This is a genomic window from Actinoalloteichus fjordicus, from assembly GCF_001941625.1.
GTDB classification, from domain to species: Bacteria; Actinomycetota; Actinomycetes; order Mycobacteriales; family Pseudonocardiaceae; genus Actinoalloteichus_A; species Actinoalloteichus_A fjordicus.
This window is the reverse complement of record NZ_CP016076.1, coordinates 2,081,194-2,099,667: the sequence shown is the minus strand read 5'-3', so window position 1 is coordinate 2,099,667 and position 18,474 is coordinate 2,081,194. Positions and strand designations below refer to the sequence as shown.

Below are 18,474 nucleotides of genomic sequence, written 5' to 3'. Positions count from 1 at the left end.
CCGACCGTCGACCGTGCAACGCCGAACGGCTGCCAACCGGCCGTCCAGGCCGCCAGCCCGTCGTCACACGGCGGCCCGCGCGGTCAGTCCGCCAGGTCGACGGCCTGCCGCATCGCCTCCCTGGCCCGGCGTCGATCGCCTGCCAGGTCGTAGGCGTGGGCGAGGCGGAACCAGGCCCGCCAGTCCGTCGGCCGCTCCTCCACCTCACTGCGCCATTCCTCGAACCAGGCGTCGGCGGCCTCCCGCTCCACCCGGCCCGAGGGCGCCCTGGGCAGGTCCGAGCTGTCGGGGAGTCCGCCCTCCTCGGCCAGCCGCTCGCCGAGCGCTGCTGTGCGGGCGCCGAACCGCCAGGTCGCGATGACCATCCACAGGCCCAGGACCGGCAGCACCAGGATGGCGACGCCGAGCACCACGGCCACGGCGTCGCCGGAGCGAAGCAGGATGAACGCGCGGCCTGCCAACAGCCAGAGGTAGACCACGAGGACGGCGGTCAGCAGGATCGCCACCCGACGGGCGGTGATCACAGTTCCAGCAACCCCTCGATGCCCACGGTCAGACCGGGCAGGTCCGACACCTTGCGCACGCCGAGCAGCACCCCCGGCATGAACGACTTCCGGTCCAGCGAATCGTGCCGCAGGGTCAACGTCTCCCCCTCGGTGCCGAAGAGCACCTCCTGGTGAGCGACGAGGCCCGCCAGCCGCACCGAGTGCACCCGCACGTCGTCGACCGAGGCGCCGCGCGCCCCGGCCAGCTCCTGGGTGGTGGCGTCGGGGGCCGCGCCGAGTCCGGCGGACCTCCGCGCGGCGGCGATCACCCTGGCGGTGTGGTCGGCGGTGCCGGAGGGGGCGTCCGCCTTTCGCGGGTGATGCAGCTCGATGACCTCGGCCGACTCGAAGTAGCGGGCCGCGATCTCGGCGAACTTCATGGTGAGCACGGCGCCGATGGCGAAGTTCGGCGCGATGAGCACGCCCCGGTCGGGATGCGGCTCCAGCCAGCCCCGAATGGTTGCCAACCGCTGCTCGTCGAGACCGGTCGTGCCGACCACCGCGTGGATGCCCTGCTCCACGCAGAAGCGGATCCCGTCGAGCACCACGCCGGGATGGGTGAAGTCCACGGCGACCTGCGTGCCCGCGTCGACGAGGGCGGACAGCGAGTCGCCCTCGTCGACGACCGCCGCCAGTTCGAGATCCGGGGCCGCCTCCACGGCTCGACAGACCTCGGAGCCCATCCTGCCTCGTCCGCCGATCACCCCGACTCGGATCGGACCGTTCCCGGTCTCCGCCGCGTTCATCTCGTCACCTCTTGCACCTCGACGGGCAGTTCGCCGACGTGAGCGTACGGGCCCACCACGGCCGCACTGATCGGGCGTCGCAACAGGTCCGCGGCGAGCACGGAGACCTGGTCGACGCCGACGGCGTCGATCTGTCGGAGCTGGTCGTCCACGCCGAGCTGGGTGCCGAAGTTCAGCTCCCGCTTGCCCAGCCTGGTCATCCGGGAGGCGCTGTCCTCCAGGCCGAGGACCAGGCCGCCGCGCAGCTGCCCGCGCCCCCTGGCCACCTCCGCCTCGGTGAGTCCGCCCTCGGCCACCTCCGCGAGCACCGAGCGCACCACGCCCGCGACCTCGCCGAGCCGGGCGGGCTGGCAGCCCGCGTAGACGGCGAGGCTGCCCGCGTCGGAGTAGCACGCATCGGAGGAGTACACCGAGTAGGCCAGTCCGCGCCGCTCCCGGATCTCCTGGAAGAGCCGCGAGCTCATTCCGCCCCCGAGGGCGGCGCTGAGCACGCCGAGCACCTGGCGCCGCTCGTCGTGGCGGTCCAGGCCGGGCATGCCGAGCATCAGATGGGCCTGCTCGGTCTCGTCGGAATGCAGCACGAGATCGCGCACCTGGACGAGGCCGGCTCGTCCCCGCCTCGGCGCGGCGGGGCGGGCGCCTGCGGTCTCGCCGTCGGCGGGCTCCCGCTCGGCGAGCGCCCGGTCGAGCAGCCGCAACACCTCGTCGTGCTCGATGTTGCCCGCGACCGCCAGCACCATCCTGGACGGGGTGTAACTGCGGCGATAGAAGGTGCGCAGCCGATCCGGCGTCATGGCGCCGATCGACTCCTCGGTGCCCAGGACCGGCCTACCGAGCGCGTGCTCGCCCAGGAGTGCGGCGCTGAACGCCTCGTGCAGGAGATCCTCGGGATCGTCGTCCCGGATGGCGATCTCCTCGAGCACCACCCCGCGCTCGATCTCGACGTCCTGGTCCGTCAGCAGTGCGTCGAACACGACGTCGCACACGAGGTCCATGGCCAGCGGCAGGTCCTCGTCGAGCATGTGCGCGTAGTAGCAGGTGTGCTCTTTGGAGGTGAACGCGTTCAGCTCGCCGCCGACGGCGTCCGCCTCCTCGGCGATCTGCGTCGCGCTGCGCCTGCGGGTGCCCTTGAAGAGCAGGTGCTCCAGGTAGTGGGCGGCGCCCGCCTCCGGGCCGGTCTCGTCGCGGGAGCCTGCGGCGACCCACATGCCCACCGAGGCCGAACGCAGCCCCGGCATCCGCTCGGTGACCACCCGGAGTCCGCTGGGCAGCACGGTGCGCCGCACGATGCGTCCCGTCTCGTCGGAGTCCAGGACGACGGTGGTACCCGCGTCCTGAAGATGCCCGGCGAGCCCGGTGTGAGAGTCAGGTGTGTCGCGAAGGCCGCGGGCCCCGTCGGGACCCGCGGCCGTCCTGTCGCTGATCGTCACGCCGTCGTGGACTCCGACGACGGGGCGGCGACCGCGCCCTCGGCGGGGGCCGCACCGTTCTCCGTCGACTCGGTCTCGGCGACCGGCACCAGGCTGATCTTGCCCCGGTTGTCGATGTCGGCGATCTCGACCCGGATCTTGTCGCCGACCTTGACGACGTCCTCGACCTTGGCGATCCGCTTGCCGTTGCCCAGCTTGGAGATGTGCACGAGGCCGTCCCGACCGGGGACCAACGAGACGAAGGCGCCGAAGGCGGCCGTCTTGACGACGGTGCCCAGGAAGCGCTCGCCGATCTTCGGCAGCTGCGGGTTGGCGATGGCGTTGATCTTGTCCACCGCCGCCTCGGCCGAGGGACCGTCCACCGCGCCGACGTAGATCGTGCCGTCGTCCTCGATGGAGATGTCCGCGCCGGTCTCCTCGGTGATCGAGTTGATCATCTTGCCCTTCGGGCCGATGACCTCGCCGATCTTGTCGACCGGGATCTTCACGCTGGTGACGCGCGGGGCGTACGGGCTCATCTCGTCCGGACGGTCGATCGCCTCGGCGATGACCTCCAGGATGGTGAGTCGGGCGTCGTAGGCCTGCCGGAGCGCCTGGGCCAGCACGTCGGACGGGATGCCGTCGAGCTTCGTGTCGAGTTGGAGAGCCGTCACGAAGTCCTTGGTGCCCGCGACCTTGAAGTCCATGTCGCCGTAGGCGTCCTCGGCACCGAGGATGTCGGTCAGCGCCACGTAGCGGGTCTCGCCGTCGACCTCGTCGGAGACCAGGCCCATCGCGATGCCCGCGACCGGAGCCTTCAGCGGCACGCCCGCGTTGAGCAGGGACAGCGTCGAGGCGCAGACCGAGCCCATCGAGGTGGAGCCGTTGGAGCCCAGCGCCTCGGACACCTGCCGGATCGCGTACGGGAACTCCGAGCGCGAGGGCAGCACCGGCATCAGGGCCCGCTCGGCCAGCGCGCCGTGGCCGATCTCCCGCCGCTTGGGCGAGCCGACGCGGCCGGTCTCACCGGTGGAGAAGGGCGGGAAGTTGTAGTGGTGCATGTAGCGCTTGGTGGTCTCCGGCGCGAGCGTGTCCAGGTTCTGCTCGAGCCGCAGCATGTTCAGCGTGGTGATGCCCAGGATCTGGGTCTCGCCGCGCTCGAACAGCGCCGAGCCGTGCACGCGCGGGATCACCGAGACCTCGGAGGAGAGGCTGCGGATGTCGGCCAGGCCTCGGCCGTCCATCCGGACCTTGTCCCGGAGCACCCGGTTGCGGACGAGCTTCTTGGTCAGCGAGCGGAACGCCGCGCCGACCTCCTTGTCCCGCCCGTGGAAGGCCTCGCCCTCGCCGAGACCGATCTCGGTGAGCGTCCTGGCCTTGACCTCGTCGATGCGGGCCTCGCGCTCCTGCTTGCCCGCGATGGTCAGCGCCTCGGCCAGCTCGGTGGCGGCCACCCGCTCCACCGCCGCGAACATGTCCTCCTCGTAGGCGAGGAAGCGCGGGAAGGTCACCGTCTCCTTGGCCGAGGAGTCGGCCAGCTGCTGCTGGGCCTCGCACAGGGCCTTCAGGAACGGCTTGGCCGCCTCGAGACCCTGGGCGACGATCTCCTCGGTCGGCGCGGGCGCGTCGTTCTCGATCAGCGAGAGGACGTGCTCGGGCGCCTCGGCCTCGACCATCATGATCGCGACGTCGTCGCCGACGATGCGACCGGCGACGACCATGTCGAAGACGGCGCCCTCGAGCTGCTCGTGGGTCGGGAAGGCCACCCACTGGTTCTCGATCAGCGCGACGCGGACGCCGCCGACCGGACCGGAGAAGGGCAGGCCGGAGAGCTGGGTGGAGGCGGAGGCCGCGTTGATGGCCAGCACGTCGTACAGGTCACCGGGGGTCAGGCTCATCACGGTGACGACGACCTGGACCTCGTTGCGCAGGCCCTCGACGAACGACGGCCGCAGCGGCCGGTCGATCAGCCTGCACGTCAGGATCGCGTCGGTGGAGGGACGGCCCTCCCGGCGGAAGAACGAGCCGGGGATGCGGCCCGCGGCGTACATCCGCTCCTCGACGTCCACCGTCAGCGGGAAGAAGTCGAAGTGCTCCTTCGGGTGCTTGGACGCGGTGGTCGCCGAGAGCAGCATGGTCTCGTCGTCGAGATAGGCGGCGACGCTGCCCGCCGCCTGGCGGGCGAAGCGACCGGTCTCGAAACGGACCGTCCGAGTGCCGAAGCGACCGTTGTCGATGGTCGCGGTGGCCTCGGTGAAATCAGTGTCTGTCACGTAGTTCTCTCCTTGTGTCAACGGGCCGGAGCGCGCGAGACACGGGAGCAGGTTCGAACGTGGCCGGTCATCGATCGAAGTCCACGGGACCGTGTGTCCCGAGAACCACTACCGAGGACCGGCGAACTGTTCCCGATCGGCGTCTTCACGTGCGGCGGCCACTCCTCTTTGCCCACGTCGCGGGCGCGACCGAGTCGGCCGCGCCCGCGAGGCGGATCAGATCAACGACGCAGGCCGAGCCTGCTGATCAACGAACGGTAACGCGAGATGTCGACCTTCGTCAGGTAGTTGAGCAGTCGACGACGGCGGCCGACCAGCAGCAACAGGCCACGACGCGAGTGGTGGTCGTGCTTGTGCTGCTTCAGGTGCTCGGTGAGGCCGCTGATGCGCTTGGTCAGCATCGCGACCTGAGCCTCCGGGGAGCCCGTGTCGGACTCGTGCACGCCGTACTCGGCGAGGATCGACTTCTTCTCGGCAGTGGACAGTGCCACGGTCTGGTGTCTCCTTATATCCGGGTTCCGTGCGACTCCGCACCAGCCCGCGATCAGTCGGGGGCGCCCACAGCCTGCAGGTCGCGAGCACCACGAACACCGACCGAGCGGGTCAGGCCTCGCGGAAGACGGTCACGGCCGCCACGGAACGCAGCCGGACCCGAGAGCCGAGGGTAGCAGGCGGGCAGACGCCGGACCTCACCGCAGACCGTCAAGGCCTGCGCAGACGATTTCGCCTGCCGGAAACGCGACGCCACGCCCGAGTAACAGCGGGTGCCTAGCGTCGGTGATCCGCACCCGCCGACGCGGGCCCGGCGCGGACGCGTCGGCGCGGACCGGGCGGTGCGAGCGGCCTGCGAGACGCGGCGAACGCCGGGCGCACGGCGGGCCCGCCAACGAGGAGGCACACGATGTCGCAGGTCACCGCGCCTCGGGCACCCGAGGAGATCGTCGGCGAAGGCGGGACCGCCGACACCGGCGGGCCGGGCGCCGAGGTCGCCACCCACTGCCCCTACTGCGCGCTCCAGTGCGCGATGACGGTGACGACCCGCACGCTGGAGGTCGCGCCGAGGGACTTCCCCACCAACCGGGGCGGACTCTGTCAGAAGGGCTGGACCTCGGCGACGGTGCTGACCTCGCCGGGCAGGCTGACGACCCCGCTGGCCCGGCCCCGGCGGGACGCGCCGCTGCGGCCGGTGAGCTGGGAGACGGCGCTGGACCGGATCGCCGCCGAGCTGCGCGGGCTGCGCGCCGAGCACGGCCCCGACTCGGTCGGGGTCTTCGGCGGCGGCGGGCTGACCAACGAGAAGGCGTATCTGCTCGGCAAGTTCGCGCGGGTTGCGCTGGGCACCTCGCAGATCGACTACAACGGTCGGTTCTGCATGTCCTCGGCGGCCGCAGCGGGCATGCGGGCGTTCGGGCTGGATCGCGGGATGCCGTTTCCGGTCGCCGACCTCGGCGCGGCGGACGCGGTGCTGCTGATCGGCGCCAATCCCTCGGAGACCATGCCGCCCTTCGTCGGCCACCTGCGGCGGACGGCCGATCGGGGCGGACTGATCGTGATCGATCCTCGCCGGACACCGACGGCGGAGCAGGCCGCGCTGCACCTGCAGCCGACCCCCGGCACGGATCTGGCGCTGGCCCTCGGGATGCTGCACGCGGCAGTACTGGACGGCCTGGTCGATCACGCCTACGTCCAGTCGCGGACCAGCGGCCTCGACGCGGCCTGGCGGGCGGCGGCGGCCTGGTGGCCGGAGCGCGTCGAGCGGGTGACCGGGGTGTCGGCGGCCGACCAGCACGCTGCGGTGCGGCTGCTCGCCGAGGCCGACCGCGCCTACGTGCTGACCGCGCGCGGCACCGAGCAGCACTCCGACGGCGCCGACACCGTCTCGGCCTGGATCAACCTGTCGCTGGCCCTGGGGCTGCCGGGCACGCCTGGCGCGGGCTTCGGCTGCCTCACCGGGCAGGGCAACGGCCAGGGCGGGCGTGAACACGGTCAGAAGGCCGACCAGCTGCCCGGCTATCGGCGACTCGACGATCCGGCGGCTCGCGCGCACGTCGCCGGAGTCTGGGGCGTCGACCCGGCCGAGCTGCCCGGCCCGGGCCGCTCGGCCTACGAGCTGCTCGACGCACTCGGCCGGGACGACGGGCCGCGCGCCCTGCTCGTCTTCGGCAGCAACCCGGTGGTCTCGGCGCCCCGCGCGGCACACGTGCAGGAGCGGCTGGCGGCGCTGGACCTGCTGGTGGTCGCCGACGTGGTGCTCTCCGAGACGGCCGAGGCGGCCGACGTGGTGCTGCCGGTGACGCAGTGGGCCGAGGAGGACGGCACGATGACCAGCCTGGAGGGCCGGGTGCTGCTCCGGCGCAAGGCGGTCGACCCGCCGCCTCGGGTGCGCAGCGACCTCGACGTCCTGCACGGGTTGGCCGTCCGGCTGGGGCAGCCGCCGGAGCGGTTCCCGGTGGTGGCCGACACGGTGTTCGAGGAGCTGCGGGCCGCCTCGGCAGGCGGGCCCGCCGACTACTCGGGGATCAGCCATGCACGGCTGCGCGCCGGGGAGGCCCTGCACTGGCCGGTGCCCCACCCGACGCATCCGGGGACGCCGAGGATGTTCCTGGACTCCTTCGCCCACGCCGACGGACGGGCCCGGTTCATCGCGGTGGACTACCGGGGACCCGCCGAGCCGCCGGACGCCGAGTTCCCGCTGGTACTGACCACCGGCCGGGTCCTGGCGCAGTACCAGTCCGGGGCACAGACCCGGTTGATCCCCGAGCTGGTCGCGGTGTCCGGGGAGGCGCACGTGGAGGTCCACCCCGACACCGCCGCGCGCGCCGGACTCGCCGAGGGCGCGACGGCGTGGGTCAGCTCCCGCCGAGGGGTGATGCAGGCCAGGGTGCGCTGTGTGCCCTCGATGCGGCCGGACGTGCTGTTCCTGCCCTTCCACTTCCCCGGCGTCCAGCGCGCCAACCTGCTCACCAATCCGGTGCTCGACCCGGTGAGTCGGATGCCCGAGTTCAAGGTCTGCGCGGCCCGTCTCGACGCGGCGCACCCCGCCGCGATCCAGCGCGAAGGAGAGGTCCGATGAGCCGTCGACAGGTGATCCTGATGGGCTACGGAATGGCCGGGGCCCGGCTTGCCGAGGAGATCCGCAGGCGTGATCCGGCGGGCGACCGCGTGGCGTTGACGGTGTTCGGCGAGGAGCCGCATCCCGCGTACAACCGGGTGCTGCTCTCCAGCGTCGTGGCGGGCTCGCTGCCCGCCGAGGCCGTGCAGTTGCAGGACGAGGACTGGGCGCTGCGGAACCTCGTCGACCTGCGGCGCGGACGTCGGGTGACGGAGCTGGACCTCCGCGAACGGCGGGTCCGGCTCGACGACGATCGGTGGTGCGCCTACGACCACCTCGTCCTGGCCACCGGCAGCAGGGCGTGGCTGCCGCCGCTGCCGGGTCTACTCGACTCCGACGGCGAGCCTGCCTCGGACGTCGTGCCCTTCCGCACGCTGGACGACTGCGAACGGATCTCGGCCGCCGCGCGGGCGGGCGTCCGGGTGGCGGTGCTCGGGGGCGGGCTGCTCGGGCTGGAGGCCGCGCGGGGCCTCGCGGGCCGGGGCACCGAGGTGACCGTGGTGCATCCGGGCGATCACCTGATGGAACGACAGCTGGACGCGGGCGCGGGTCGGGTGCTGGCCCGGTCGCTGAGTGAGCTGGGCGTCCGGCTCCGGCTGGGCGTGCCTGCCGTGGCGCACCGACCGGGCACGGGCCTGCTGCTGGCCGACGGCACGACGGTGCCCGCCGAGCTGGTGGTGGTCGCCGCCGGGGTGCGCGCGGCGGTGGAGCAGGCCAGGGCGGCGGGGCTGGCGGTGGACCGGGGAGTGCTGGTCGACGACCGGCTGCGCACCGAGGACCCCGACGTCTCGGCGCTGGGCGACTGCGCCCAGCATCCCGGCGCGGACGCGGGCCTGGTGCAGTCTGCCTGGGACCAGGCCTCGGTGCTCGCGGACCTGTTGACCGAGTCGAACCCGGAGTCCCGCTACACGGGCACGACCACGGTGACGCGCCTGAAGGCACGAGACATCGATCTCGCGGCGCTCGGCGACGTGCACGTGCCGGTGGACAGCCCCGACTCCGAGGTGGTGTGCGTGCAGGACCCCGTGCGGGGCCGCTACGCCAAGCTGGTGGTGCGGGACGAACGGGTGACCGGGGCGATCCTGCTGGGTGTTCCGGACGCCGCCGCCTCGATCACCGGGTTCTTCGACCGGGGGACTCCGGTGCCACCGGACCGGCTGGGCCTGCTGCTCGGCCGGGCGCTCCCCGCCGAGAGCAGCATCGATCCCGGCGCGCAGCCCGCCGACGCGATGGTGTGTCGCTGCAACTCGGTGCGGCGGGATCGTCTCGTGGAGGCCTGGGAGTCGGGGGCGCGCTCGGTGTCGGACCTCGCGGTGCAAACCAGGGCGACCACCGGCTGCGGCGGCTGCCGGGACGAGGTATGCGCGTTGGCGGCCTGGCTGGCGGATCGAGAGCCCGCGGTGGCGGTTCCGGCGGGGTGAGGCGGCGGGGCGCCGTCGTGGTCGAGGCGGGCCGCGGTCGCCGGAGGAGTCGGCACGGAGCCTCGCCGCGAGACCATCGCGCTCGTGCCACGGCCCCGACCGGCCTGCCACGTCGCGGTGATCCGCGCCCCGATCACGGCTTCGGCCCGGCCGAGGTGGCCGCCGTTGTCGTTCCTCGCCTGCTCTCGTTCCGTCGACGGTGATCCAGCAGTACGCCCGGCTCGCCCCGACGAGCCGTGACCCACGTCGCCGCCGGGAGCTCGCACGATCGCATCGGGTCTGCGTTCACGGCTGCTGATCACCGCAGGCGACGGGGGTACCGAGCGGGTGACCGTTGCCATCGGGCGAGCAGCCGGCCCCCGAACCCCGTCGGGATGACGACGGCGGCAATCCGGGCTCACCCAGGTCTGCACAGCCCGGTGAAGGGGAATTCGCCCACCGGTCATCCCCGGTCATCGCGAGGTAACGGGCACTTCATAGCGTCGGCGACGGCTCTCGTGGCCGGGTCGCCACCGATGACGGCCCCGGTGAGGCGAGGTGAGGACGACCGACGTGGGCACTGGAGGACGACGGATGACCGTGACGGCGGACAGCGAGCGGCAAGAGCGACACGGACGACAGGGCCGTCGGTGGATCGAGCACTGGGAGCCGGAGGACCCCGAGTTCTGGGCCCGCACCGGGGCGCGGGTCGCGCGGCGGAATCTGATCTTCTCGATCTTCGCCGAGCACCTCGGCTTCGCGCTCTGGTCGATCTGGAGCGTGGTCGTGGTCGCGCTGCCGTCGGCGGGCTTCGCCTTCTCCGTCGATCAGCTCTTCTGGCTGGTGGCGGTGCCCAATCTGCTGGGCTCCGCGCTGCGGCTGCCCTACACCTTCGCGGTGCCCCGCTTCGGCGGGCGGAACTGGACGGCGGTGAGCGCCCTGCTGCTCCTGCTGCCGGTCGCCCTGCTGATCCTCTGCGTGTCGAATCCGGAGACGCCGTTCTGGATGTTCCTGCTCGCGGCGGCCACCGCGGGCGTCGGCGGCGGGAACTTCGCCAGCAGCATGGCGAACATCAGTTTCTTCTATCCCGAGTCGCGCAAGGGCTTCGCGCTGGGCCTGAACGCGGCGGGCGGGAATCTCGGCGTCGCGCTGATGCAGTTGATCATTCCGGTGGTCATCTCGCTGGGCACCGGGGTGAACCTGGCCTACGCGGCGTTGTTCTACCTGCCGTTCGTGGTGGCGGCGGCGATCTGCGCGCTGCTGTTCATGGACAACCTCGTCGAGGCGCGGTCGGACTTCAAGGCGCAGATCACGGCGGCCCGCAGGCCGCACACCTGGGTGATGTCCTTCCTCTACATCGGCACCTTCGGCTCCTTCATCGGCTTCTCGGCCGCGTTGCCGCTGCTGATCTCCACCCAGTTCCCCGACGTCCAGGGCTCGTACTTCGCCTGGCTCGGCGCGGCCGTCGGCTCGCTGGCCCGTCCGCTGGGCGGCTGGCTGGCCGACCGGCTGGGCGGCGCGCGGGTCACGGTGTGGACGTTCGCGGCCATGGGACTGACGGCCCTGGCGGTGATCGCCGGTCTGCGCAGCGGGCGCTTCGAACTCTTCCTCGGGGCCTTCCTGCTGTTGTTCATCACCAGCGGGATCGGCAACGGCTCCACCTATCGGATGATCCCGGCCATCTTCAGGGCGCGGGCACGCCGCGAGGAGGCGGCGGGCGTCGATCGGGCCGAGGCGGGCGCGCGGGCCAAGCGGGAGGCAGCGGCGGCCATCGGCATCGCCTCGGCGGTCGGGGCGTTCGGCGGGTTCTTCGTCAACCGGGGCTTCGCGGCGTCGATCTCGGGCAGCGGCGGCATCGAGGCGGCGCTCTACGGCTTCGTCGTCTTCTACGGGCTGTGCCTGGCCGTCACGTGGTGGTGCTACCTGCGCAAGACCGTCCTGGTCTCCCGGCTGCCGAGTCTGGCGGCCGCCAGAGTGTGATCCGGGCCGAGACCGCGCCCGAGGGCGCCGGGCTCGTCCCGCTCCTGACGTCCACGCCCCGCTCGGCCGCCTGCGCCGGGCGGGGCGTTCGTCGTCCGGCGCCGTCGGCGTGAGGTTGGCGTGAAAGCGACGACAGCGCGCAGGCCGCCGTTGCTCCGATCGCCGCGTCGCACTGCCCGTCACCTGCGAGGAGAGCACCCGTTAACGGTCATGCAATACCGGGGACCCAGGCGGGACACGGCACGCGGTGAGCATGGAGGACACCTGCCGAAGAAGGGACTTCCATGACGCGGACGCTGGTCATCGTCGGCAACGGAATGGTCGGCCATCGAGTGGTCCAGGCGCTCCGCGATCGGGACGTCACGGGCGCCTGGCGCGTCGTGGTCCTCGCCGAGGAGCCCCGGCCCGCCTACGACCGGGTCGCGCTGTCGTCCTATGTGGACTCCTGGCGACCCGAGACGCTGCGGCTGCCCGGCGCGGAGTTCGCCGAGGACGAGACCGTGGAGCTGCGGCTGGGCGATCCGGTGGTCGACGTGGACCCGACGGCCCGCACGGTGACGACGGCCTCGGGCGTCACCCGCGCCTACGACGCGCTGGTGCTGGCGACGGGATCGCGGCCGTTCGTGCCGCCGGTGCCGGGCCACGACCTTGCGGGCTGTCACGTCTACCGCACCATCGAGGACCTCGACGGCATTCGGGCCGCGGCCGAGCACGCCGAGACGGGCGTGGTCGTCGGCGGCGGCCTGCTGGGTCTGGAGGCCGCCAACGCGCTCCGGCTGCTCGGAGTCCGCCCACACGTCGTGGAGCTGGCTCCGCGACTGATGCCCCTGCAGATCGACGAGGGCGGCGGCGCGGTGCTGCGCGGCCAGGTCGAACGCCTCGGCGTCGCCGTGCACTCCGGCGTCTCCACCCAGGAGGTGCTGGGCTCCGCAGGCGGCGAGGTCACCGGGGTCCGGCTCTCGGACGGCGGCCGGATCGACACGCCGCTGGTGGTGTTCTCCGCAGGCGTGCGTCCCCGCGACGACCTGGCGCGGCGGATCGGCCTGACCGTCGGCGAACGCGGCGGGATCGTCGTGGACGCGGGCTGTCAGACCTCCGAGCCGTCGATCTACGCCGTCGGCGAGTGCGCGTGCGTGGCAGGCCGGGTGTACGGGCTCGTCGGCCCCGGATACGCGATGGCCGAGGTCGTGGTGGACCGGCTGCTGGGCGGGGCGGCGGAGTTCGCGGGCGCGGACACCTCGACGAAGCTCAAGCTGCTCGGCATCGACGTCGCCAGCTTCGGCGACGCGCACGCCCAGGCGCCCGGCGCGCTGGAGGTCGTGCACAACGACCCGGTGGCGGGCACCTACAAGAAGCTGGTGGTCTCCGACGACGCGAAGACCGTGCTCGGCGGCGTGCTGGTGGGCGACGCGGGTGCCTACGGTCTGCTCCGGCCGCTGGTCGGCGCCCCGCTGCCCGCACAACCCGATCAGCTCCTCGCGCCGGAGGGCGGCGGCGGACAGGTCGGCACGGCGGCGCTGCCGGACTCGGCACAGGTCTGCTCGTGTCACGCGGTCACCAAGGGCGCGTTGAACGCGGCGATCGACGACGGCTGCACCGACGTCCCCGCACTGAAGTCCTGTACCAAGGCGGGCAGCGGCTGCGGCTCGTGTGTTCCGATGCTCAAGCGGATGCTCGCCGAGCGCGGGGTGGAGCAGTCCCGCGCGCTGTGCGAGCACTTCGAGCACACCAGGGCGGAGCTGTTCGAGATCGTCCGGTCCACCGGCCTGCGGACCTTCAGCGAGCTGATCGCGCGGCACGGTCGGGGACGCGGCTGCGACGTGTGCAAGCCGGTGGCCGCCTCGATCCTCGCCTCGCTCGGCGGCGGTCACGTCCTGGACGGTGAGCAGGCCGTCCTCCAGGACACCAACGACCGCTATCTGGCCAACATCCAGCGCAACGGGACCTACTCGGTGGTGCCGAGGATTCCCGGCGGGGAGATCACCCCGGACAAGCTGCTGGTGATCGCGCAGGTCGCCAAGGACTTCGGGCTCTACACCAAGATCACCGGAGCCCAGCGGATCGACCTGCTCGGCGCCACCGTGGACCAGCTGCCGCTGATCTGGCGCAGGCTGGTTGAGGCGGGCTTCGAGTCGGGACACGCCTACGGCAAGGCGCTGCGCACGGTGAAGTCGTGCGTCGGCTCCACCTGGTGCCGCTTCGGCGTGCAGGACTCGGTGAGTCTCGCGGTGGACCTGGAGCTGCGCTATCGGGGGCTGCGCGCGCCGCACAAGATCAAGGCCGGCGTCTCCGGCTGTGCCCGCGAGTGCGCCGAGGCCAGGAGCAAGGACGTCGGGATCATCGCGACCGAGTCCGGCTGGAACGTCTACGTGGGTGGCAACGGGGGCTTCACCCCCCGCCACGCCGAGCTGCTGGTGACCGACGTCGACACCGAGACGCTCATCCGGCTGATCGACCGCTTCCTGATGTTCTACGTCCGCACCGCCGACCGGTTGCAGCGCACCGCCGCCTGGATCGAGTCCATGGAGGGCGGCCTGGACCATCTCAGAGCGGTGATCGTCGACGACAGTCTCGGCATCTGCGCCGAGCTGGAGGCCGCGATGGCCGCGCACGTCACCGATTACGTCGATGAATGGCGCGGCGTGCTGGACGACCCGGAGAAACTCGCCAGGTTCAGTTCGTTCGTCAACGCGCCGGAGACCCCCGACCCGTCCATCTCGTTCCGTGAGGAGCGCGGCCAGCGTGTGCCGGTGCTCCTCGGTGTCCCGGAGGTGAAGAGCCCATGACCGCATTGTTCGAGTCGACCTGGGTGAGCGTCTGCGACCTGAGGATGTTGCAGCGCGAGCGCGGGGTGGCCGCGCTGCTGCCGGGCGGGGATCAGGTCGCGGTGTTCCGCACTCATGACGACCAGCTCTTCGCCCTGGACAATCTCGACCCGGTGAGCGGGGCGGCCGTGTTGTCCCGAGGCATCGTCGGTGACCGCGCGGGCAGCCCGGTCGTCAGCTCGCCCATGCACAAGCAGGTGTTCGACCTGCAGACGGGACGCTGTCTCGACGATCCGGCCGTCTCGGTCCGGGCCCATCCGGTCCGGCTCGTGGCGGGGGCCGTTCAGGTGGGACGTCCATGACAGCACACCGGACGACCGAGGCAGGCGAGCTGCTGCCGCTGGCCGGGTTCACGGTGGGAGTCACGGCCGCGCGTCGGGCGGAGGAACTGGTCGCGCTGCTGGAGCGCAAGGGCGCGGTGGTGGTGCACGCCCCCGCCATCCGCATCATTCCGCTGGCCGACGACGTGCGGCTGCGGGCCGCCACGGAGGCGGTGTTGCGGGCCCCGGTGGACGCGGTGGTGGTGACCACGGCGATCGGCTTCCGGGGCTGGCTGGAGGCCGCCGAGGGCTGGGGGCTGGGCAACGGGCTGCTGGGCAGGCTCGGGGCGGCCCGGCTGCTGACCAGGGGGCCGAAGTCTCGCGGCGCGGTGCGGGCGGCCGGGCTGATCGAGACGTGGTCGCCGCCGACGGAGAGCAACGCCGAGATGCTCGGTCACCTGCTGTCCGACGGGGTGGCGGGCCGCCGCATCGTGGTCCAGCTCCACGGCGAGCCCCAGCCGGAGTTCGTGGCCGCGCTGCGCGAGGCGGGCGCCGACGTCGTGGAGGTGCCGGTCTATCGGTGGCAGCCGCCGCTGGACTCGGCGCCGCTGCACCGGCTGGTGGACGCGATCCTGACCCGGCAGATCGACGCCCTCGCGTTCACCAGCGCGCCCGCGGCGAGCAATCTGCTGGCGGTGGCGGCGGAGACGGGCCGAGAGGAGCTGCTGCTGGCGGAGCTGCGCCGCGACGTGCTGGTGGCCTGCGTCGGCTCGATCTGCGCCGGACCGTTGGCGGCCCGGCGGGTCCCGGTGGTGCGGCCGGAGCGGGCCAGGATCGGCGCGCTCGTTCGGGAGTTGGCGGTGACGCTGCCCGCCAGGGCCGGGCGGCTGTGGATCGCCGCCCGTGAGGTCGAGCTGCGCGGCCACGCGGCGGTCGTCGACGGGATGCTGCGGCCGGTACCTCGGGCGCCGATGGCGGTCTTCCGGGCGCTGGCCGCGACACCGGGGCGCGTCGTGCCGAGGCGGCGACTGCTGGCGGCCCTGCCGACCGGCGGGGACGAGCACGCCGTGGAGACCGCGATCGGCAGGCTCCGCACCGCCCTCGGCGAGCCGAGGCTCGTCCAGACCGTCGTCAAACGCGGGTATCGGCTGGCCGTGGACCCGCCGTGATCCCGGTGCGGTCGGCGATCTCGGTGACGTCCTGACCTTGACGTCCTGACCACGACGTCTCGACCACGACGTCCTGACCACGATGACGTCGGTGCATCGGTGGGACTCGACGGCACCGGCCTTGACGACGTCGGCGAACTCACCAGGGCCGCGCCCGGCGCACCCTGCGTGACGTGGACTTCCGACCCGGCCTGCGGTGCGCGGCATCCGGTCCTCGGCCCGGAGACAGCCCGCCGGACAACCCGCCGGGCGGCCCGACCACGCCGGACAGCCCGTCGCATGGAACGGCCTGGCGATCACCGTCCCGGCGGAGGCGGGCGCCGCGTCAGGCGTTTCCCGCAGGCTCAGCAGCCCTGCCCGGGGGTCTGCTGCGGCTGCCGCCGGGCAGGCGAGTCGAAAGCCCGCCGAGACCGACAGGCGGGCGCGGAACGACTCGGGCGACGCACCCGGTTCGGGGCGTAGCGGCCGATCCGCTCGAAGCGGGCGACGGCGCCGACACGACGAGCCTGCGACACAGCAGGCAGACCAGGGGCGCGGCGAACCGACGACACGGCGCGCCTCAGCGAGTCAGCGCGACGTCCAGCACGCGGTGGAAGCGAGAGCCGCCGCCCACGGTAGGTCCACTCTCGACGAGTGAGGCCTCGGCAGGCTGCCAGGACGGCCCGACGTAGTCGGCGAGCGCCGAGGTCAGGGCCCTCGGCTCGTCGGCGTCCGGCTTCCACCGCGCCAGCGTCAGATGCGCCTGATAGTCGTCGGGATCGCCGCCCGCCGCCGCGACCAGTGCCGTCAGCGCGGCCTCGTCGGCGGCCTGTTCCGGAACGACTCGCGCCCAGAGGACCTTCGGGAAGGTGCCCACCCCGGCGAGGCGCAGTCGAGGGGCGCGGAGTCCCGTCATCGTGGAGCGCAGCCGATCGGCGAAGGGGGCCCGGTCCACGTTCTCACCGTGGAAGGCGAGGGTCACGTGCCAGTCCGCCTCGGCGCCGAACCGCAGCCCCGGTCCCGCGATCCCCGGCCGTCGGTCGCGGACCTCCGTCAGGGCCGCGCGGAGATCGTCGACGACCGCCGAGGCGGGCCACAGCGTCGAGAACAGCCGCACGTCGTCGCTCCGGTGCCGTTTCGTCAGTCCCGCGCGGCGTCGCGGAGCACGCGCGCCAGCTTGGGGTGCCTGCCCTCGATCAGCTCGGCCGCCTCGATCAGCTCCTCGAAGCTGGCCGCCTGGCCGAGCACCTGGGCGACGATGTCGGAGTGGTTGCCCTCGTTGATCGGCAGCTCGCCCCTGGCCACGGTGGGGCGCGAGTTGCGCACCTCGTCCAGCGCGCGCTGGATGGCCTCGCGGTCGCCTGCGGTGACATCGCGCGCCAGGGCCCGCCGTTCCAGCATCACCAGTCGGGCGAGCACGGCGGGGTTGCCGATCTTGGCTCGCCGCCCGCTCATGACCTGGCTGAGCATCGGGGCGCTGATCCCCAGTACGTCGGCGAGCTGAGCCTGCGAGATCCGATACGCGACCACCAGTCTGCGCACTCGGTCGCCGAGCGGCTCTCCGTACCACTCTCGTTGCAGCGCGAGATTGCGCTGCACGATCTTCTGCTCGTCCACATCAGCTCCTCGGCTGAGTCGTCGCTCTCCATGCCCACACCACGCGACAGCGGCGCCGCCGATGTCCTCGTCTTCGGCGAGTGGTCCGGCCATCCTGCCAGGTCATCCAGGCGCCTCAGGACCGAACCGACGGAAATCAAGTACCAGGAAGGTGCCCGTCCTCACGCCTGCCCGGTGAGGATCTCGCGCGTCTGCCGCACGTCCACGCTCATCTGATCGATCAACGCCTGCACCTCGTCGTACCGCTCCATGTCCCGCAGCTTGGCCACGAAGTCCAGCTCGACGTGCTCACCGTAGAAGTCCTCGTCCACGTCGAGCACATAGGCCTCGACGCGGCGCTCCTCGCCGGAGAACGTCGGGTTGGTCCCCACCGACACGGCGGCGGACAGCACTCGCCGCTCCTGCTCCCGACCGTGCGAGCGCAGCTGGAAGCGGCAGGCATAGACGCCGTCGCCCGGCACGGCCGCATACCGGTGCATCGAGAGGTTCGCCGTGGGAAAGCCCAGTTCACGGCCTCGGCCGTCGCCCCGGACGACGATGCCCTCCAAGCGGTACGGTCTGCCGAGCGCCTCGGCCGCCGCCGTCACGTCGCCCGCCGACAGGCAGGAGCGGATGTAGGTGGAGGAGAAGGTCAGCTCGTTCCTGGCCAGCAGATCCGCGCCCTCGGCGACGAAGCCGAACCGACGGCCGAGCGTGCGTAGCAGGGCGACGTCGCCCGCGGCGCGGTGACCGAAGGTGAAGTTCTCCCCCACCACCACCGCCGCCGCGTGCAGCCGTTCCACCAGCACCTCGTGCGCGAAGGTGTCCGGCGGCGTCTTGGCGACCTCCGAGGTGAAGGGCAGCACGCAGAACACGTCGACGCCGAGTTCCTCGACCAGTTCGGCCCGGCGCCGCAGGGTGGTGAGCTGCGCCGGGTGGCTGCCCGGCCGCACCACCTCCGCCGGATGCGGGTCGAAGGTCAGCAGGACGCACGGCAGTCCCAGCTCCCGCGCCCGCCCGACGGCGGAGGCGATGAGCTGCTGATGACCACGATGCACCCCGTCGAAGATCCCGATGGTGACCACGCACCGACCCCAGTTGGAGGGAACGGCGTCCAGACCGCGCCAGCGTCGCATGAGGAGCACCCTACGTCGTCGCGGGAGGCGGCTGGAGTGCACGT

The 18,474-nt window shown here is 72.3% G+C and carries 14 protein-coding genes; 6 read left to right on the top strand and 8 right to left on the bottom strand.

Going from position 1 to position 18,474, the window contains the following annotated elements:
- Nucleotides 1–83: 83 nt before the first annotated feature.
- From UA74_RS09495 to rpsO, 5 genes are all read right to left on the bottom strand, one after another.
- Complete coding sequence (locus tag UA74_RS09495; RefSeq protein WP_075743603.1) at nt 84–521, bottom strand: tetratricopeptide repeat protein; 438 nt, start codon at nt 519–521, stop codon at nt 84–86.
- Nucleotides 521–1,291, bottom strand: coding sequence for a 4-hydroxy-tetrahydrodipicolinate reductase (dapB, locus tag UA74_RS09490; protein ID WP_075739923.1), 771 nt, complete (start codon nt 1,289–1,291; stop codon nt 521–523). Before dapB ends, UA74_RS09495 begins: the two co-directional genes overlap by 1 nt.
- A complete protein-coding gene (locus UA74_RS09485; protein ID WP_075766065.1) occupies nt 1,288–2,604 on the bottom strand; it encodes a M16 family metallopeptidase in 1,317 nt (438 codons plus the stop codon). Before UA74_RS09485 ends, dapB begins: the two co-directional genes overlap by 4 nt.
- 113 nt (nt 2,605–2,717) lie before the next feature.
- The gene (locus UA74_RS09480) at nt 2,718–4,973 is read right to left on the bottom strand and encodes a polyribonucleotide nucleotidyltransferase (RefSeq protein WP_075739922.1); all 2,256 of its coding nucleotides are present in this window, start codon (nt 4,971–4,973) and stop codon (nt 2,718–2,720) included.
- A gap of 221 nt (nt 4,974–5,194) precedes the next feature.
- Nucleotides 5,195–5,464 carry a 30S ribosomal protein S15 gene (gene rpsO / locus UA74_RS09475; protein ID WP_075739921.1) on the bottom strand — a complete coding sequence of 90 codons (270 nt, stop codon included), beginning with the start codon at nt 5,462–5,464 and terminating at the stop codon, nt 5,195–5,197.
- Nucleotides 5,465–5,874: 410 nt separating this feature from the next.
- Between rpsO and UA74_RS09470 the strand changes: the two genes are divergently transcribed.
- The 6 genes from UA74_RS09470 to UA74_RS09445 all read left to right on the top strand — a co-directional run bounded on the left by UA74_RS09470 (nt 5,875) and on the right by UA74_RS09445 (nt 15,719).
- A complete protein-coding gene (locus UA74_RS09470) occupies nt 5,875–8,046 on the top strand; it encodes a molybdopterin oxidoreductase family protein (RefSeq protein ID WP_083683058.1) in 2,172 nt (723 codons plus the stop codon).
- Entirely contained in the window at nt 8,043–9,506 is a 1,464-nt protein-coding gene (locus UA74_RS09465) for an FAD-dependent oxidoreductase (protein WP_075739920.1), read from the top strand. The genes UA74_RS09470 and UA74_RS09465 overlap by 4 nt, the downstream gene beginning before the upstream one ends.
- Nucleotides 9,507–10,079: 573 nt before the next feature.
- Complete coding sequence (locus tag UA74_RS09460; RefSeq protein ID WP_075739919.1) at nt 10,080–11,465, top strand: MFS transporter; 1,386 nt, start codon at nt 10,080–10,082, stop codon at nt 11,463–11,465.
- 284 nt (nt 11,466–11,749) lie between these two features.
- Nucleotides 11,750–14,251, top strand: coding sequence for a nitrite reductase large subunit NirB (gene nirB, locus UA74_RS09455; RefSeq protein WP_075739918.1), 2,502 nt, complete (start codon nt 11,750–11,752; stop codon nt 14,249–14,251).
- The gene (nirD, locus tag UA74_RS09450; protein ID WP_075739917.1) at nt 14,248–14,592 is read left to right on the top strand and encodes a nitrite reductase small subunit NirD; all 345 of its coding nucleotides are present in this window, start codon (nt 14,248–14,250) and stop codon (nt 14,590–14,592) included. The genes nirB and nirD overlap by 4 nt, the downstream gene beginning before the upstream one ends.
- Entirely contained in the window at nt 14,589–15,719 is a 1,131-nt protein-coding gene (locus UA74_RS09445; protein ID WP_075739916.1) for a uroporphyrinogen-III synthase, read from the top strand. The genes nirD and UA74_RS09445 overlap by 4 nt, the downstream gene beginning before the upstream one ends.
- A 559-nt stretch (nt 15,720–16,278) precedes the next feature.
- Here the strand turns inward: UA74_RS09445 and UA74_RS09440 are convergent.
- From UA74_RS09440 to UA74_RS09430, 3 genes are all read right to left on the bottom strand, one after another.
- The gene (locus tag UA74_RS09440) at nt 16,279–16,815 is read right to left on the bottom strand and encodes a 2'-5' RNA ligase family protein (protein ID WP_075739915.1); all 537 of its coding nucleotides are present in this window, start codon (nt 16,813–16,815) and stop codon (nt 16,279–16,281) included.
- Between the two features lie 23 nt (nt 16,816–16,838).
- Nucleotides 16,839–17,315, bottom strand: a complete 477-nt coding sequence (locus UA74_RS09435) for a helix-turn-helix domain-containing protein (protein WP_075739914.1) — start codon at nt 17,313–17,315, stop codon at nt 16,839–16,841.
- A 161-nt stretch (nt 17,316–17,476) separates the two neighbouring features.
- On the bottom strand, nt 17,477–18,430 hold the full coding sequence (locus UA74_RS09430) for a bifunctional riboflavin kinase/FAD synthetase (RefSeq protein WP_075739913.1): 954 nt from the start codon (nt 18,428–18,430) through the stop codon (nt 17,477–17,479).
- Between the last annotated feature and the right edge of the window lie 44 nt (nt 18,431–18,474).

Coding starts and splice junctions, on each gene's coding strand:
- dapB (WP_075739923.1), bottom strand. CDS start 1,291: ATGAACGCGGCGGAGACCGGGAACGGTCCGATCCGAGTCGGGGTGATC.
- UA74_RS09470 (WP_083683058.1), top strand. CDS start 5,875: ATGTCGCAGGTCACCGCGCCTCGGGCACCCGAGGAGATCGTCGGCGAA.
- UA74_RS09465 (WP_075739920.1), top strand. CDS start 8,043: ATGAGCCGTCGACAGGTGATCCTGATGGGCTACGGAATGGCCGGGGCC.
- UA74_RS09460 (WP_075739919.1), top strand. CDS start 10,080: ATGACCGTGACGGCGGACAGCGAGCGGCAAGAGCGACACGGACGACAG.
- nirB (WP_075739918.1), top strand. CDS start 11,750: ATGACGCGGACGCTGGTCATCGTCGGCAACGGAATGGTCGGCCATCGA.
- nirD (WP_075739917.1), top strand. CDS start 14,248: ATGACCGCATTGTTCGAGTCGACCTGGGTGAGCGTCTGCGACCTGAGG.
- UA74_RS09445 (WP_075739916.1), top strand. CDS start 14,589: ATGACAGCACACCGGACGACCGAGGCAGGCGAGCTGCTGCCGCTGGCC.
- UA74_RS09430 (WP_075739913.1), bottom strand. CDS start 18,430: ATGCGACGCTGGCGCGGTCTGGACGCCGTTCCCTCCAACTGGGGTCGG.